Source organism: Enterobacter sp. JMULE2, assembly GCF_013337145.1.
Lineage (GTDB): Bacteria > Pseudomonadota > Gammaproteobacteria > Enterobacterales > Enterobacteriaceae > Enterobacter > Enterobacter mori.
Genome location: NZ_SGWD01000013.1, coordinates 130068 through 144921 on the forward strand (window position 1 = coordinate 130068; position 14854 = coordinate 144921).

Consider the following 14854-nt stretch of genomic DNA (forward strand, 5'->3'; position numbering starts at 1 on the left):
AGCACAGGAGAAGATCATGGCGGACTGGGTAACAGGTAAAGTCACAAAGGTACAGTTCTGGACCGATGCGCTATTTAGTCTCACCCTGCATGCTCCCGTCCACCCGTTCACAGCCGGGCAATTTGCGAAGCTGGGGCTGGATGTCGACGGCGAACGCGTGCAGCGCGCCTACTCTTACGTTAACGCGCCTGATAACCCGGACCTCGAGTTCTATCTGGTCACCGTCCCGGACGGCAAACTCAGCCCACGCCTCGCGGCGCTGAAGCCTGGCGATGATGTGCAGATTGTGGCAGAAGCGGCCGGTTTCTTCGTGCTCGACGAAATTCCAGACTGTGACACCCTGTGGATGCTGGCAACCGGCACCGCTATCGGCCCTTATCTCTCTATTTTGCAGTACGGCAAAGATCTGGAACGTTTCAAAAACATCGTGCTGGTTCACGCCGCGCGCTACGCCGCAGACCTGAGTTACCTGCCGCAAATGCAGGCGCTGGAACAGCAGTACGGCGGGAAGCTGAAAATTCAAACCGTGGTCAGCCGTGAAACGGCGTCAGGCTCACTGACCGGACGTGTTCCGGCGTTGATTGAGAGCGGTGCGCTGGAGGAGGCGGTTGGCTTGCCAATGAATATCGAAACCAGCCATGTGATGCTGTGCGGTAACCCGCAGATGGTTCGTGACACGCAGCAGCTTCTGAAGGATACCCGGCAGATGACGAAACACCTTCGTCGCCGACCGGGCCATATGACGGCTGAACACTACTGGTGATCAGCGGTACTTCACCTCAAGGGTGTCTTTACCGTATTTGTTTTCGCTCTGGGTGCCGATAAACGCGCCCAGATCGACAACCATCATCACGAAGATAATGCTCGGCACCATCCTGCCCACGACCCACGGCAGGATAGACGGCAGCACTGACCAGTTTCCTGCCACCAGCATCCACGCCAGAATAATCAGAAATGCCCATGCGCCGGAACGGCCGCGATCGTGCAGACGTTTCACCACCACGGCGGCCGTTGGCCACAGCAGGCAGACCAGCGCAAACGCCGCCGTTTGCGTGCTCAGCCATGCGTTATAGGCAACAAAAAACAGAAGCAGCATGGCGACAACCCACGTCACCATCCAAACCCAGAAATCACGGCGTCCAATACGCCCTTTGAATGAAAACAGCCACTGCTGTATGGTCATGTAAGGTTCCTTATTATCGTATAGCGCGCATTTTACCCTGGAGTTGTGACCTTTTGACAAGCCGACCAGATATCGTTTTAATCATGAGCACTTACGGCCAGGGGCAATATTGATGAAATTAACGGCACACTCTCTATTCCTGTGTTTAGCGATGCTGAGCGCAGGCAGCGCTCTGCATGCCGCTGAAACCACCGCTCCCACTACAGCGCCGTATCTCCTGGCGGGCGCGCCCTCCTTCGACCAATCCATCAGCCAGTTTCGTGAAGCCTTTAACCAGGCCAACCCAAAGCTGCCTCTGGACGAGTTTCGCGCCATTGATAGCGCCCGAGATACTCCAACCCTGACCCGTGCAGCGAGCAAAATTAACGAGAATTTATACGCATCGACAGCGCTGGAACGCGGCACGCTAAAAATTAAAAGCATGCAGATCACCTGGCTGCCAATCCAGGGGCCGGAACAGAAAGCGGCCAGGGCGAAAGCGCTGGAGTATATGAGCGCCATTTTGCATGCCTTCACCCCGGCGCTAACGAAAACGCAAAGCCAGCAAAAGCTGCAAAAATTGCTGACGGCAGGTAAAAACAAGCGTTACTACGCCGAGACGGAAGGCGCCATTCGCTATGTGGTGGCGGATAACGGTGAAAAAGGCCTGACCTTCGCTGTTGAACCGATTAAGCTGGCGCTATCAGACTCACTCGGAGGGGCGAATTAATGACAAAAAGCAAAGCCTTTCAGGGGAAAATCTCTATACTGATTCACAGACCATGCTGCCCATAAGGGCGGCCATATTCCTTAATTCGCTTATTTAGCGTGGAGAATTGAAATGCGACATCCTTTAGTGATGGGTAACTGGAAACTGAACGGCAGCCGCCACATGGTAAACGAGCTGGTTGCGAACCTGCGTAAAGAGCTGGCTGGCGTAACGGGCTGCGCGGTTGCTATCGCTCCGCCGGATATGTATCTGGACCTGGCTAAACACGCCGCTGACGGCAGCCACATCGTGCTGGGTGCGCAGAACGTTGACGTTAACCTGTCTGGCGCATTCACCGGTGAAACCTCTGCTGAAATGCTGAAAGATATCGGCGCGAAATACATCATCATCGGCCACTCTGAGCGTCGCACCTACCACAAAGAATCCGATGAGTTCATCGCGAAGAAATTCGCCGTGCTGAAAGAGCAGGGCCTGATCCCGGTTCTGTGCATCGGTGAAACCGAAGCGGAAAACGAAGCGGGCAAAACTGAAGAAGTGTGCGCACGCCAGATCGACGCCGTGCTGAAAACCCAGGGCGCAGCAGCGTTCGAAGGTGCGGTCATCGCTTATGAGCCAGTCTGGGCGATCGGTACCGGCAAATCTGCAACCCCTGCACAGGCTCAGGCGGTTCACAAATTCATCCGTGACCACATTGCTAAAGCCGACGCGAAAGTGGCTGAGCAAGTGATCATCCAGTACGGTGGTTCCGTAAACGCAGCCAACGCTGCTGAGCTGTTCACCCAGCCAGACATCGATGGCGCGCTGGTTGGCGGTGCATCCCTGAAAGCCGACGCTTTCGCGGTGATCGTTAAAGCAGCAGAAGCGGCTAAACAGGCGTAATTGCCTTTGTGGCGGGTGGCGCTTCGCTAACCCGCCCTACAGTTCTGTAGGCCCGGTAAGCGTCAGCGCCACCGGGCTTTTTTACAGCTGTCCCAGTAGGTTAAACCACAGATAATCCAGCGGCAGTAGCACAAGATACGTTGCAATGGCCAGCGCCAGACAGAGCACCATCCCCGCCCTTGCAGGCACCTTTCCTAAGCCCATCGCCACCACAATCGGCGACGCCTGATACGGCAGCAGCGGCGTGGAGTAGCCCAGCACCTGAATCATGATCACCGACAGCAGCGGGAAACCGGTCGCGTCCGAGAAGCTTTGCGCCAGCGTGGTATAGAGTGCAGGAACGCCGTTGGCGGTCATAATGAAGTTGAGCGCCGTGGTGATCCCGGTCAACGCGAGGAAACTGGTGAACGGCCTGTCTGCATCCAGCGGCATGATGCGAAGCAATGCCTCGCCCACAGCCGTTCCAATGCCGGTTTGCGTCACCACGATTGCCAGACCGAGAATACCCGCGACGTAAATACAGGTTCGCATATTCACCCCCGCAGAAAACTCCTCTCCGGTGATAAAACCGATGCGCGGCAGCATAACGATGACCGCTGCCGCCAGTCCTGTCCACGCAGGCCCCACGCCGTGCCAGCTCTCCGTGACCCACATCCCCAGCACCACCGCCAGCAGCCAGGCGAGACGCTTTTCGTCCCGCCCCATAGGCTCTGAGGGCGTCAGATCCTTCGGCGGTTTTGGGCTGCCGGGAAATAGCCAGCAGATCAGGCCAATCAGGATCAGGCCTTTGAGGATACCGAGCACCGGCGTGTGCAGCAGCAGATACGGGACATAGTTCAGGTGAATACCGTACGAGCCCTCCGCCGCACCGCTCATCACCAGATTGGGGACGTTAGCAGGCAGGATAGTGGCTGAAAGCTGGAATGTGCCGAACCCGACGGCCAGCGCCAGACCGAACCAGGCGCGGGAGCCGTCGGCGATACCGGCGCGTTTTGCCATCGCCGCGACAATCGGCATCAGCAGCGCAATACGTCCCATGTTCGACGGCATCACAAACGCCAGCGCATAGCTCAGCAGCACCACGCTTGCCACCATCAGCGGCCAGGAGTCGGTAAGCTTTGCGGAGAGCGCCCGGGCGGCCCTGTCCGCCAGGCCGGTTTTACGGATCGCCACGCCGAGGACAAAACCGCTAAATACCAGCCAGAAAGCCGACGAAGCAAAACCGCCAAAAATCACTTCCGGCGGGGCAATTTTGGCGACCATCGCCGCCGTGAAAAACAGCAGCGCGGTGAGAAATTCCGGCAGCAGCGACGTCGCCCACAGCACGATGGTGACGCCAACGATCAGCGAGGGCAGCAGCAGAGGATGCGTTAACCAGAGCGACATACCTGTCTCCTGTAGAATTTTTCAGCAAGTCTACGGCGACAGGCAGGACGAGTAAACGCCATTTATAGTGGGGTCACTTCAGGATATCGCATTGATGATCCTGAAGTTCCTCCGCCGACGCGCGGTTAAGCATCAGCAGATTACGCTCGGTCGCCAGCAAAACAAACGAACCGTCCGACTGCTGCGCCATCGCCAGCGCAAAGCGCCCCATATGGTCGCGCGCTTCCGGCAGCTCTTCTGCCAGCATCATAAACGGGCTGCGCTGGACCAGCTCATTCTCCGTCACCCGACGGGCAAGATATTCATGCCCTTCCAGCCCGCCCGGGAACGGTAGCCACTGGGTGCTAATTTGCCCCTGAGCGGCATTGAGCTTCTCGCGCACGTCCGGGCGCAGGCAGGAGATATGAATATGAAAATGGTTTTGCGTGCGGCCAGTTGGGGAGTTGATCGTCAGCGAAATGGCGCTGTCAGGCACCTCTGAGCCGCGCTTCAGCGTCATAAAGCTGCGGGACTGCCACGCCAGCCAGAAAAAGTTCGGCGTGTGAGGCTCGGTCAAAAGGGGACTTTCGGTGCCGTTGATGCGGTACGTGGGCATCAGCAGATACTGCAGCGGGCCGTTGCGGTCTTTAAACACCGCATAGCCTGCATCCGTTTTCACCTGCGCGCACGGCGCGGGGTTGCGGTGTTGGATCTGATTCGGCACACACTGGTCGAGAACGATATGCCGCAACGCGTTCGGATTACCCGCCTTCATCCAGTACGCGCCGCCAGCGGCCAGGGCGATGACAATCAGGATCAATACGATAATTTTTTTCACAACGCGTTCCCTGTTTTCGATAGAGGCGAAAGAGTAACGCAAAATGATGACCAAATAAAAAACCCGGCGGATTTCTCACACCGGGTCACCGTGTCGTTCGTTGTGTAGCGCTTAGCGTTTGCTGATCTGGTCGAAGGTTCCGCCGTTAGAGAAATGCTCTTTCTGCGCTTTGGTCCAGCCGCCGAAAACATCGTCAATGGTGAAGAGCTTCAGTTTCGGGAATTCGCTGTCGTATTTCTTCGCCACTGCCGGGTCACGCGGGCGATAGAAGTTCTTCGCCGCGATTTCTTGACCTTCCGGTGAGTAGAGATACTTCAGGTAGGCTTCCGCCACCGCTTTGGTGTCTTTCTTCTCAACGACTTTGTCGACCACGGAGACGGTCGGCTCGGCGAGGATAGATTCGCTTGGGGTGACGATCTCGAACTTGTCTTTACCCAGCTCGTTGGTCGCCAGCAGGGCTTCGTTTTCCCACGCAATCAGCACGTCGCCGATGCCGCGCTCAACGAAGGTGTTGGTTGCGCCGCGCGCGCCGGAATCCAGCACTTCGACGTTTTTAAACAGCGCTTTCACGAATTCCTGCGCTTTAGCCTGGTCACCGTTGTTGTGGTGCAGGGCGTAGCCCCAGGCCGCCAGGTAGTTCCAGCGCGCGCCGCCGGAGCTTTTCGGGTTCGGGGTAATCACGGAAACGCCCGGTTTGATCAGGTCGTTCCAGTCCTTAATTTGTTTCGGGTTGCCTTTACGCACCAGGAAAACGATGGTCGAGGTGTATGGCGCGGAGTTATCCGGCAGACGTTTGATCCAGTTTTTATCAATACGCCCACGTTCCGCGATTGCGTCCACGTCGTAGGCCAGCGCCAGGGTCACCACGTCGGCTTCAATGCCGTTAATCACAGACGTTGCCTGTTTGCCCGAACCGCCGTGAGACTGGCGAATCACCACGTTATCGCCGGTTTCCTGCTTGTAGTGCGCCGCGAAGGCTTTGTTGTATTGATCGTACAGCTCACGCGTCGGGTCGTACGACACGTTCAGTAACTGGATGTCCTTTGCCAGAACGCTGGTCGATGCCAGCAATAATGTTAAACCCACGCCCCATTTATTCATCGCCCAGCTCTCTTGTGTAGTGTTTTGATGAATGCAGCGTGCCAGAAAGCGAATCGATGATTAAAGAATAAAAAAAGATTGGCTATAACGTAGTGGAATAAAAAAGCGTGCACGCATAAAAAAGCCGGGTGGCGGCTACGCCTTACCCGGCCTACGAGTCGTGCTTTTGTAGGCCCGGTAAGCGCAGCGCCACCGGGCAACAGAGTCAATCAATCAATACAGTTTTTTCGCGCAGTCCAGCCAGTCACCCTTGAACGGACGCTTCATGTTTTCAATCGCGTCGATGATGTCATGGTGTACCAGCTGTTCGTTCTGAATACCGACGCAACGACCGCCATGCCCCTGCAGCAGCAGTTCGATAGCATACGCACCCATACGGGAGGCCAGAATACGGTCGTACGGGCCAGGGGAACCGCCACGCTGGATGTGACCCAGAACGGTCGCACGGGTTTCGCGTTTGGTTTCGGTTTCAATGTACTTCGCCAGCTCGTCAACGTCGCAGATGTGCTCGGTGATGGCGACGATGGCATGTTTTTTACCTTTCGCGATACCGGCTTTGATTTCGTTCACCAGATCTTCACGGCTGAATTCCACTTCCGGTACCACCACGAACTCACAACCACCGGCGATAGCGGCCGCCAGCGTCAGGTCGCCGCAGTAGCGGCCCATCACTTCAACGATGGAGATACGCTGGTGAGAAGAAGAGGTGTCACGCAGGCGGTCAATCGCTTCAACAACGGTACCCAGCGCAGTGAAGTAACCGATGGTGTAGTCAGTGCCTTTGATGTCGTTATCGATAGTGCCAGGCAGACCGATGCACGGGAAGCCCATTTCGGTCAGACGTTTTGCACCCATATAAGAGCCGTCACCACCGATAACAACCAGCGCGTCCAGGCCACGTTTCTTCATGTTTTCGATAGCCACTTCGCGAACGTGTTCATCACGGAATTCCGGGAAGCGTGCAGAACCGAGGAAAGTACCGCCACGGTTGATCATGTCAGACACGCTGTAGCGGTCCAGTTGAACCATGCGGTCTTCGTACAGACCCAGGTAACCGTCATAAACGCCAAACACTTCCAGACCTTCCGTCAGTGCTGCACGGACAACACCACGAATTGCCGCGTTCATGCCCGGCGCATCACCGCCGCTTGTCAACACACCGATTTTCTTAATCATGACTACCTCTGAACTTAGGAATGCAAAATTGAAATCTGTTGCCGGAAGAAACTGTTCGACCAACGAATACTGCAAATAGTATATCAATCGCTTCCAGCTGAATTGATTCAGGTCAGACCAAATGGCGGTAATTTATACACAAAATGCTGGCCTGGCTCACTTTTTTACAACGAATTACGAAAGCTCAACATGTCCGGGTACAACCGAGCAGGGATCCTGGTGAATGATGACGTCCGAACCAGGAAAACGCTGCAAAATCGCCTGCTCGACCTGCTCAGCTATAACGTGAGCCTGAACCAACGGCAGGTTGTCTTCCATTTCAATGTGGATCTGTATAAAGCGGGTCGGCCCTGACTGCCGCGTACGAAGATCGTGGGCACCGCTGACGCCGGGCCAGTGGGTCACGATGGCAAAAATTTCATCACGTTCTGCATCAGGCAGCGCACGGTCAAGAAGCGATTGCACCGCTTCATATCCCATCCGTAAGGCGCTATATAAGATATAGACCCCTATCCCTAACGCAAACAATGCATCGGCCCGATGCCAGCCATACCAGGCCAGACCGAGCGCAATAAGAATAGCCCCATTCATCATAACATCAGACTGATAATGAAGCATATCCGCCCGTACAGCCTGGCTTTGAGTTTTACGCACGACCCAGCGCTGGAACGTTACCAGAACAAGTGTGCTAATAAGTGCAATGACCGTGACGATCACGCCGACACCGGGATCGTTCATCGGTGAGGGTGAAATGAGATGCTGAATACCGGTCAAAAACAGGAACAGCGCGGAGCCAGAAATAAACATGCTTTGCGCCAGCGCCGCGAGCGATTCTGCTTTTCCGTGCCCAAATGTGTGCTCTTCATCCGCCGGTTGCAGCGAATAGCGCACCACCAGCAGGTTGGTCAGCGAGGCGGCAATATCCACTAAAGAATCCACCAGCGCCGCCAGAATACTGACCGAGCCGGTGTACCACCATGCGAAAATTTTGATAACCAGCAAACACGACGCCATTATCGTCGCGGCGATTGCGGCCCGGCTTACCAGCCGTCCATAGGATTGATTCATAAACACTCCTGTCATGCCATGGCGCTAGTATAACGGATGGTTGCGGAGTCAAAGGATGAATAAACGGTTAACAAAAGAGAATGACGGGCAAAAAAAACCCCCACATCATGTGGGGGAAGACAGGGATGGTGTCTATGGCAAGGAAAACAGGGTTTACTGGTTACTACGGGTACTGCTATTGCTACTGAAAAGCGTCGTTTCTGAGCTTCGCTGCATCCGTGCAACCTTACGCAACTGGTCCATCCGTTGCTGATGTTTATCGTTCAAAACCGCTTGCTGCTCGGGCGATAGCAGATGGAACATCTGGTTGCGGACCTTCGCCATCTCTACCTGGCGGGCAACCTGCTCCTGTGCCATTTTTTCTGCCTGAGCGCGTACAGCGCTTTCGTCAAAATTTTCTGCGGTGACAAGGCGATGCATTGTCTCCATTTCGCTAACATTAACAGGGGGCTGGTCGTGTCTTGCCCTCTGCATCAGATCTCGCATCTGTTGACGCTGATGTTCGGTTAAACTTATGCCGTCAAACATATGGCTTTGGCCGCTGTGCTGCGTTGCACCCTCTTGCGAGGAACTGTTATCGCCGATGATAGCTACAGCAGCCTGGCTAAACGCACTGAACGCCAGCGTTGAGGCCATGACGGCAGCGGTAACTTTGCGCATCACTTGCTCCCAAAATCTTTCGTGTCGCGATTCAACGAGAGACAGTCTACGATTCAGGCTGCAAACATGCGTCAGGGGGTGTAAAACAACGTAAAGTCATGGATTAGATAGCCTTGATGTCGTAATTTCTGCCTCGGAGGTATTTAAACAATGAATAAAATCCTGTTAGTTGATGATGACCGAGAGCTCACATCTCTTTTAAAGGAGTTGCTCGACATGGAAGGTTTCAACGTCCTGGTTGCCCACGATGGCGAGCAGGCGCTGAGTCTCCTTGACGACAGCATCGATTTACTTTTGCTCGACGTGATGATGCCGAAGAAAAACGGCATTGATACGTTGAAAGAGCTTCGCCAGACACACCAGACCCCCGTTATCATGCTGACCGCGCGTGGCAGCGAACTTGACCGCGTACTCGGCCTTGAGCTGGGCGCGGATGACTATTTACCGAAGCCGTTCAACGACCGTGAACTGGTGGCCCGTATTCGCGCGATCCTGCGTCGTTCCCACTGGAGCGAGCAGCAGCAGAATACCGACAACAGCTCACCAACGCTGGAAGTGGACTCCCTGAGCCTGAACCCGGGCCGTCAGGAAGCGAGCTTCGACGGTGAAACGCTGGAACTGACCGGCACCGAGTTCACCCTGCTTTACCTGCTGGCGCAGCATCTCGGCCAGGTGGTATCGCGTGAACATTTAAGTCAGGAAGTGCTGGGCAAACGCCTTACCCCGTTTGACCGCGCCATCGACATGCACATCTCTAACCTGCGCCGCAAGCTGCCGGAGCGTAAAGATGGTCACCCATGGTTTAAAACCCTGCGTGGTCGCGGTTATCTGATGGTTTCCGCTTCATGATAGGCAGCTTAACCGCCCGCATCTTCGCCATCTTCTGGCTGACGCTGGCACTGGTTTTAATGCTCGTTTTGATGTTGCCAAAACTCGACTCACGCCAGATGACGGAGCTTCTCGACAGCGAGCAACGTCAGGGCGTGATGATCGAGCAGCACGTGGAAGCTGAGCTGGCAAACGATCCGCCGAACGATTTAATGTGGTGGCGCAGATTATTTCGCGCTATCGACAAGTGGGCGCCGCCCGGACAACGCCTGCTGCTGGTCACCAGCGAAGGCCGCGTCATTGGGGCCGATCGCAATGAAATGCAGATTATCCGTAACTTCATTGGCCAGGCGGATAACGCCGATCACCCACAGAAGAAGAAATATGGTCGGGTAGAGATGGTTGGCCCTTTCTCGGTACGGGATGGGGAAGATAACTATCAGCTCTACCTGATTCGCCCTGCGAGCAACTCCCAGTCCGATTTCATCAACCTGCTGTTTGACCGCCCTCTGCTACTGCTGATTGTCACCATGCTGGTCAGCTCGCCGCTGCTGTTATGGCTGGCGTGGAGCCTGGCAAAACCGGCGCGTAAGCTGAAAAATGCGGCGGATGAAGTGGCTCAGGGTAACCTGCGACAACACCCTGAACTGGAAGCAGGGCCGCAGGAGTTCCTTGCCGCCGGAACCAGTTTTAACCAGATGGTGAGCGCGCTGGATCGCATGATGACCGCCCAGCAGCGTCTACTGTCGGATATCTCGCACGAGCTGCGCACCCCGCTCACGCGCTTACAGCTGGGTACCGCCCTGCTGCGACGCCGCAGCGGTGAGAGCAAAGAGCTGGAGCGTATTGAGACGGAAGCGCATCGTCTGGACAGCATGATCAACGATCTGCTGGTGATGTCGCGCAATCAGCAGAAAAACGCGCTGGTGAGCGAAACGGTCAAAGCCAATCACCTGTGGCACGAGGTGCTGGATAACGCGGCGTTTGAAGCGGAACAGATGGGTAAATCGTTCACCGTCAACTTCCCGCCGGGCCCGTGGCCGCTGTACGGTAACCCCAACACGCTGGAAAGCGCGCTGGAGAATATTGTGCGTAACGCCCTGCGCTATTCGCACACGAAGATTGAGGTGGCGTTCTCGGTGGATAAAGACGGGATCACCATCATCGTGGACGATGACGGCCCTGGCGTCAGCCCGGAAGATCGCGAACAGATTTTCCGTCCGTTCTACCGTACCGACGAAGCGCGCGACCGCGAATCAGGCGGCACGGGGCTGGGACTGGCGATTGTTGAAACCGCGATGCAGCAGCACCGTGGCTGGGTGAAAGCCGACGACAGCCCGTTGGGCGGGTTGCGGTTAACGCTGTGGCTACCGTTGTATAAGCGTTCGTAGTTCTCTGGCACCGTATTGTAGGCCCGGTAAGCGCAGCGCCACCGGGCAATAACAGCGCAGAGGCAAAAATGCCGGGTGGCGGCTTCGCCTTACCCGGCCTACATTCTTCCGTGGGCTATTTCCCCCACAATCTCCGAGAATTATCCTCGATCTTGCTGCTTAAACGCCGCTTCTGCATCGTTCTCGTCCAACTGGTCGATAACCCCGCTGCCGACAGCAGGCGGTGATACTGCTCGTCGTCAAACGGCATATGCCACGCAATAGCGCAGGCGTCATACACCGAAACATCGCTCAGCCGCGACGCCAGCTCCAGCGGCGCATCCGCAGAAACCTGCCCGGCCAGCACCACGCGGTACAGCCAGCCGGTTTTACCCGCATTTTGCAGCTGCTCGGACATATCGCTGATGCCGAAATGGTAGTTGAGCTTGAAGCACGGCGAGCGCGGCTGCGTCACCTGAATCAGGGCGTCGCCCCAGCGGTAAATATCACCGATAAAGACGTTTTTCTCGGTCAGCCCTTCGGTCGAGAGGTTCTCACCAAACGCGGGGGCAACAAACAGATCCGCCTGTTCGGGGAATTCGGCTTTCCAGTGATGATAGTGCTCGCGCGGATAGTGGCACAGCGCGCGCTCGGGCCCGCCGTGGATTTTCTTTTCGGCCTGCTCGTCACCCGCCAATCCGAGGTCGGTTAACGTCAGCTCGCCGTCGACCTGAATTTTAGCGATGGCGCTCGGGCGGCTGCCGTCATACTCCCTGACCTTGCCTGTAAACACATTCACCGGGTAATGCATTGCTGCCTCCATTACGCAGATACAAAAAAAGCGAGTCATAAGACTCGCTTCTCACAGGCGTCAATGCAACCTTATTTTTTAGCGGCGAAACGCGCTGCTGCTTCGTCCCAGTTCACCACGTCCCAGAAGGCTTTGATGTAGTCCGGGCGACGGTTCTGGAATTTCAGGTAGTAAGCGTGTTCCCACACGTCCAGGCCCACGATTGGGAAGCCGGATGCGCCAGAAATTGCTTCACCCATCAGCGGGGAGTCCTGGTTAGCGGTAGAAACAACCGCCAGCTTGTCGCCTTTCAGAACCAGCCACGCCCAGCCAGAGCCGAAACGGGTTGCGGCGGCTTTTTCGAATTCCGCTTTGAAGTTGTCTACGGAGCCGAAGTCGCGCTCGATAGCCGCTTTCAGGTCGCCCTGCAGGGTGGTACCGGTTTTCAGGCCTTTCCAGAACAGGCTGTGGTTAGCGTGACCGCCCGCATTGTTACGCAGTACGGTTTTCTTGTCCGCTGGCAGTTGGTCCAGCTTGGTGATCAGCTCTTCAGCAGACAGGTTTGCGAACTCAGGCAGGCTTTCCAGCGCGGCGTTCGCGTTGTTCACATAGGTCTGGTGGTGTTTAGTGTGATGGATTTCCATCGTCTGCTTGTCGAAATGCGGTTCCAGTGCGTCGTAGGCATACGGCAGGGATGGCAGTGTATAACTCATAATCCTCTCCATTATTGTCGGGCGGCACAGCTGTTAATGCCGCGTAAGCAGTTGGTTCATTATAGTTAATTAAATGATATTGAAAATGATTATCAATGCCGTACTTTTTATAAGGTTATTCAGTTTTCGATTAATGGCGGAAATGTGAGTCTGCTCACGCGGTTAACGTGCTGATTGCCATCCAGAACAAAAGTGCGGCAACCTTCTGAAGGTTCCCAAACCGCCTAATTTTTACACTCATCAAGTCGGCGGGAAGCCACCGACTATAAAAACGATGAGGATGTAAAAATGAATCATGCGATTACGATGGGTATCTTCTGGCATTTGATAGGCGCGGCCAGTGCTGCCTGTTTCTATGCCCCGTTTAAAAAAGTGAAAGGCTGGTCATGGGAAACCATGTGGTCCGTTGGCGGTACCGTGTCATGGCTGATTTTGCCGTGGACCATTAGCGCCATGCTGCTCCCGGATTTCTGGGGCTACTTCTCCTCCTTCAGCGCCTCTACCCTGCTGCCGGTGTTTCTGTTCGGCGCGATGTGGGGCATCGGCAACATCAACTACGGCCTCACCATGCGCTATCTTGGCATGTCGATGGGCATCGGCATCGCGATTGGCATTACGCTTATCGTCGGCACCCTGATGACGCCGATCCTCAACGGCAACTTCGACGTGCTGATTAACACCCAGGGCGGACGAATGACGCTGCTGGGCGTGCTGGTCGCGGTGATCGGCGTGGGTATCGTCACCCGCGCGGGCCAGCTGAAAGAGCGCAAGATGGGCATCAGGGCCGAAGACTTCAACCTGAAGAAAGGGCTGCTGCTGGCGGTGATGTGCGGCATCTTCTCGGCGGGCATGTCGTTCGCCATGAACGCCGCCAAACCGATGCACGAAGCGGCCGCGGCGCTGGGCGTTGACCCGCTGTACGCTGCCCTGCCAAGCTACGTGGTGATCATGGGCGGCGGCGCGCTGGTGAACCTCGGCTTCTGCTTCATTCGTCTGGCAAAAGTGAAGAACCTGTCGGTAAAAGCCGACTTCTCGCTGGCAAAACCGCTCATCATCACCAACGTGCTGCTCTCCGCTCTCGGCGGCCTGATGTGGTACCTGCAGTTCTTCTTCTACGCCTGGGGCCACGCCCGCATTCCGGCGCAGTACGACTACATGAGCTGGATGCTGCACATGAGCTTCTACGTGCTGTGCGGCGGGCTGGTTGGGCTGGTGCTGAAGGAGTGGAACAACGCCGGGCGTCGTCCGGTGGGCGTGCTGAGCCTGGGTTGCGTGGTGATTATCATTGCCGCCAACATCGTTGGCCTCGGCATGGCGAGCTGACTACGCCGCCTTTCGACTGCGATGACGCCACTGAACCGGCGTCATCCCCACCTCGCGGTTAAACACCACCGAAAAGTAGTTGCTGTCCTCAAAGCCGCAGCGCATCGCCACTTCACTCACCATCAGCTCCGTATGCTGCAGCAGATATTGGGCGTGGCAGATGCGCAGCTGGCGCAGGTAGTGGTTCACCGTCATCCCCGTCTGGGTGCGGAACTGCTGGCGCAGCGCGCGCTCGCTGCACTGCTCCTGCTCGCAGAATTTCTCCAGCACGAAGCTTTTGTTCAGGCTGCCCGCAAGCGTGGTGATGAGCTTATCCAGCAGCGCTTCCTGCGTCGTGGCGGAGGGGTTGTCGGTGGCGTAACGGTGGCGTTTCAGCGTCATCACCAGCTGGGCGAAAAGCAGCTCCGCCATCTGGTTGGCGACCGGGTCGCTCTTCTGGCTCTCCTGCTCCAGCTGAGAGATAACCTGCCGAACCTGGGTCATGCCGCCGCTGCTTAAGCGCCAGTGCGGTTCTCCTCGGGCATCAAGAAAACCGGGGATGTTGGCCGCCCAGTCGACGTTAAGCCTGAGCCTGTCCGGGCAGTAGATGACGTTTTGCAGCACCAGGTCGTTAACCGAGGCGTAGGAGTGTTTATCTTCGGCGCGGATGTAGAACAGATCCCCGCGCGTGATGCGGTAGGGTCGGTCGTTGAGGACGTGCAGGCCGTTGCCGCGCCACACCAGCACCAGCTCGCAAAACTCGTGGGTATGCTCGGCAAAGACGTTTTGCGGGTAGCGATCGGCCACCGCGACGGCCTGACTCGCGGAGGCAAAAAAATCATCTTTGCGAAGGATTAACTGAGCAGCCACAC

General features: G+C 56.2%; 16 protein-coding genes. 6 read left to right on the forward strand and 10 right to left on the reverse strand.

The window, feature by feature from the left end; translation table 11 throughout:
* The first annotated feature begins 16 nt into the window (after positions 1–16).
* A complete protein-coding gene (fpr, locus tag EXW94_RS12850) occupies positions 17–763 on the forward strand; it encodes a ferredoxin--NADP(+) reductase (RefSeq protein WP_089599290.1) in 747 nt (248 codons plus the stop codon).
* Here the strand turns inward: fpr and EXW94_RS12855 are convergent, their stop codons facing one another.
* Positions 764–1183 (reverse strand): DUF805 domain-containing protein, encoded by a 420-nt coding sequence (locus EXW94_RS12855; RefSeq protein WP_010436930.1) that lies wholly within the window; start codon positions 1181–1183, stop codon positions 764–766.
* Between the two features lie 151 nt (positions 1184–1334).
* On the opposite strand from EXW94_RS12855, the gene EXW94_RS12860 reads away from it, so the two are divergent.
* Positions 1335–1892, forward strand: coding sequence for a DUF1454 family protein (locus EXW94_RS12860; RefSeq protein WP_249218293.1), 558 nt, complete (start codon positions 1335–1337; stop codon positions 1890–1892).
* 111 nt (positions 1893–2003) lie between these two features.
* On the forward strand, positions 2004–2771 hold the full coding sequence (tpiA, locus tag EXW94_RS12865; protein WP_010436926.1) for a triose-phosphate isomerase: 768 nt from the start codon (positions 2004–2006) through the stop codon (positions 2769–2771).
* An 81-nt stretch (positions 2772–2852) separates the two neighbouring features.
* On the opposite strand, the gene EXW94_RS12870 is transcribed toward tpiA, so the two are convergent.
* The 6 genes from EXW94_RS12870 to cpxP form a co-directional block, all read right to left on the reverse strand.
* Positions 2853–4157, reverse strand: coding sequence for an SLC13 family permease (locus tag EXW94_RS12870; RefSeq protein ID WP_174340268.1), 1305 nt, complete (start codon positions 4155–4157; stop codon positions 2853–2855).
* 73 nt (positions 4158–4230) lie between these two features.
* On the reverse strand, positions 4231–4974 hold the full coding sequence (locus EXW94_RS12875; protein WP_042718180.1) for a CDP-diacylglycerol diphosphatase: 744 nt from the start codon (positions 4972–4974) through the stop codon (positions 4231–4233).
* A gap of 111 nt (positions 4975–5085) precedes the next feature.
* Complete coding sequence (locus tag EXW94_RS12880; RefSeq protein ID WP_042718182.1) at positions 5086–6075, reverse strand: sulfate ABC transporter substrate-binding protein; 990 nt, start codon at positions 6073–6075, stop codon at positions 5086–5088.
* 213 nt (positions 6076–6288) lie between these two features.
* The gene (pfkA, locus tag EXW94_RS12885; RefSeq protein WP_010436919.1) at positions 6289–7251 is read right to left on the reverse strand and encodes a 6-phosphofructokinase; all 963 of its coding nucleotides are present in this window, start codon (positions 7249–7251) and stop codon (positions 6289–6291) included.
* Between the two features lie 174 nt (positions 7252–7425).
* Entirely contained in the window at positions 7426–8319 is an 894-nt protein-coding gene (gene fieF / locus EXW94_RS12890; protein ID WP_010436917.1) for a CDF family cation-efflux transporter FieF, read from the reverse strand.
* Between the two features lie 153 nt (positions 8320–8472).
* The gene (cpxP, locus tag EXW94_RS12895) at positions 8473–8979 is read right to left on the reverse strand and encodes a cell-envelope stress modulator CpxP (protein ID WP_010436915.1); all 507 of its coding nucleotides are present in this window, start codon (positions 8977–8979) and stop codon (positions 8473–8475) included.
* 150 nt (positions 8980–9129) lie between these two features.
* Here cpxP and cpxR point away from each other — a divergent pair, with 150 nt between their 5' ends.
* A complete protein-coding gene (gene cpxR, locus EXW94_RS12900; RefSeq protein ID WP_003862004.1) occupies positions 9130–9828 on the forward strand; it encodes an envelope stress response regulator transcription factor CpxR in 699 nt (232 codons plus the stop codon).
* Positions 9825–11198: an envelope stress sensor histidine kinase CpxA gene (gene cpxA, locus EXW94_RS12905; RefSeq protein WP_010436910.1), complete on the forward strand. Its 1374-nt coding sequence runs from the start codon at positions 9825–9827 to the stop codon at positions 11196–11198. The genes cpxR and cpxA overlap by 4 nt, the downstream gene beginning before the upstream one ends.
* 115 nt (positions 11199–11313) lie before the next feature.
* Here cpxA and yiiM read toward each other — a convergent pair whose 3' ends face one another.
* Both yiiM and sodA read right to left on the reverse strand, forming a co-directional pair.
* Positions 11314–11988 carry a 6-hydroxyaminopurine reductase gene (gene yiiM / locus EXW94_RS12910; protein WP_174340269.1) on the reverse strand — a complete coding sequence of 225 codons (675 nt, stop codon included), beginning with the start codon at positions 11986–11988 and terminating at the stop codon, positions 11314–11316.
* A 71-nt stretch (positions 11989–12059) separates the two neighbouring features.
* Positions 12060–12680, reverse strand: a complete 621-nt coding sequence (gene sodA, locus EXW94_RS12915) for a superoxide dismutase [Mn] (protein WP_010436906.1) — start codon at positions 12678–12680, stop codon at positions 12060–12062.
* Between the two features lie 288 nt (positions 12681–12968).
* Here sodA and rhaT point away from each other — a divergent pair, with 288 nt between their 5' ends.
* Positions 12969–14003: an L-rhamnose/proton symporter RhaT gene (gene rhaT / locus EXW94_RS12920; protein WP_174340270.1), complete on the forward strand. Its 1035-nt coding sequence runs from the start codon at positions 12969–12971 to the stop codon at positions 14001–14003.
* On the opposite strand, the gene rhaR is transcribed toward rhaT, so the two are convergent.
* Positions 14004–14852 carry an HTH-type transcriptional activator RhaR gene (rhaR, locus tag EXW94_RS12925; RefSeq protein WP_174340271.1) on the reverse strand — a complete coding sequence of 283 codons (849 nt, stop codon included), beginning with the start codon at positions 14850–14852 and terminating at the stop codon, positions 14004–14006.
* Between the last annotated feature and the right edge of the window lie 2 nt (positions 14853–14854).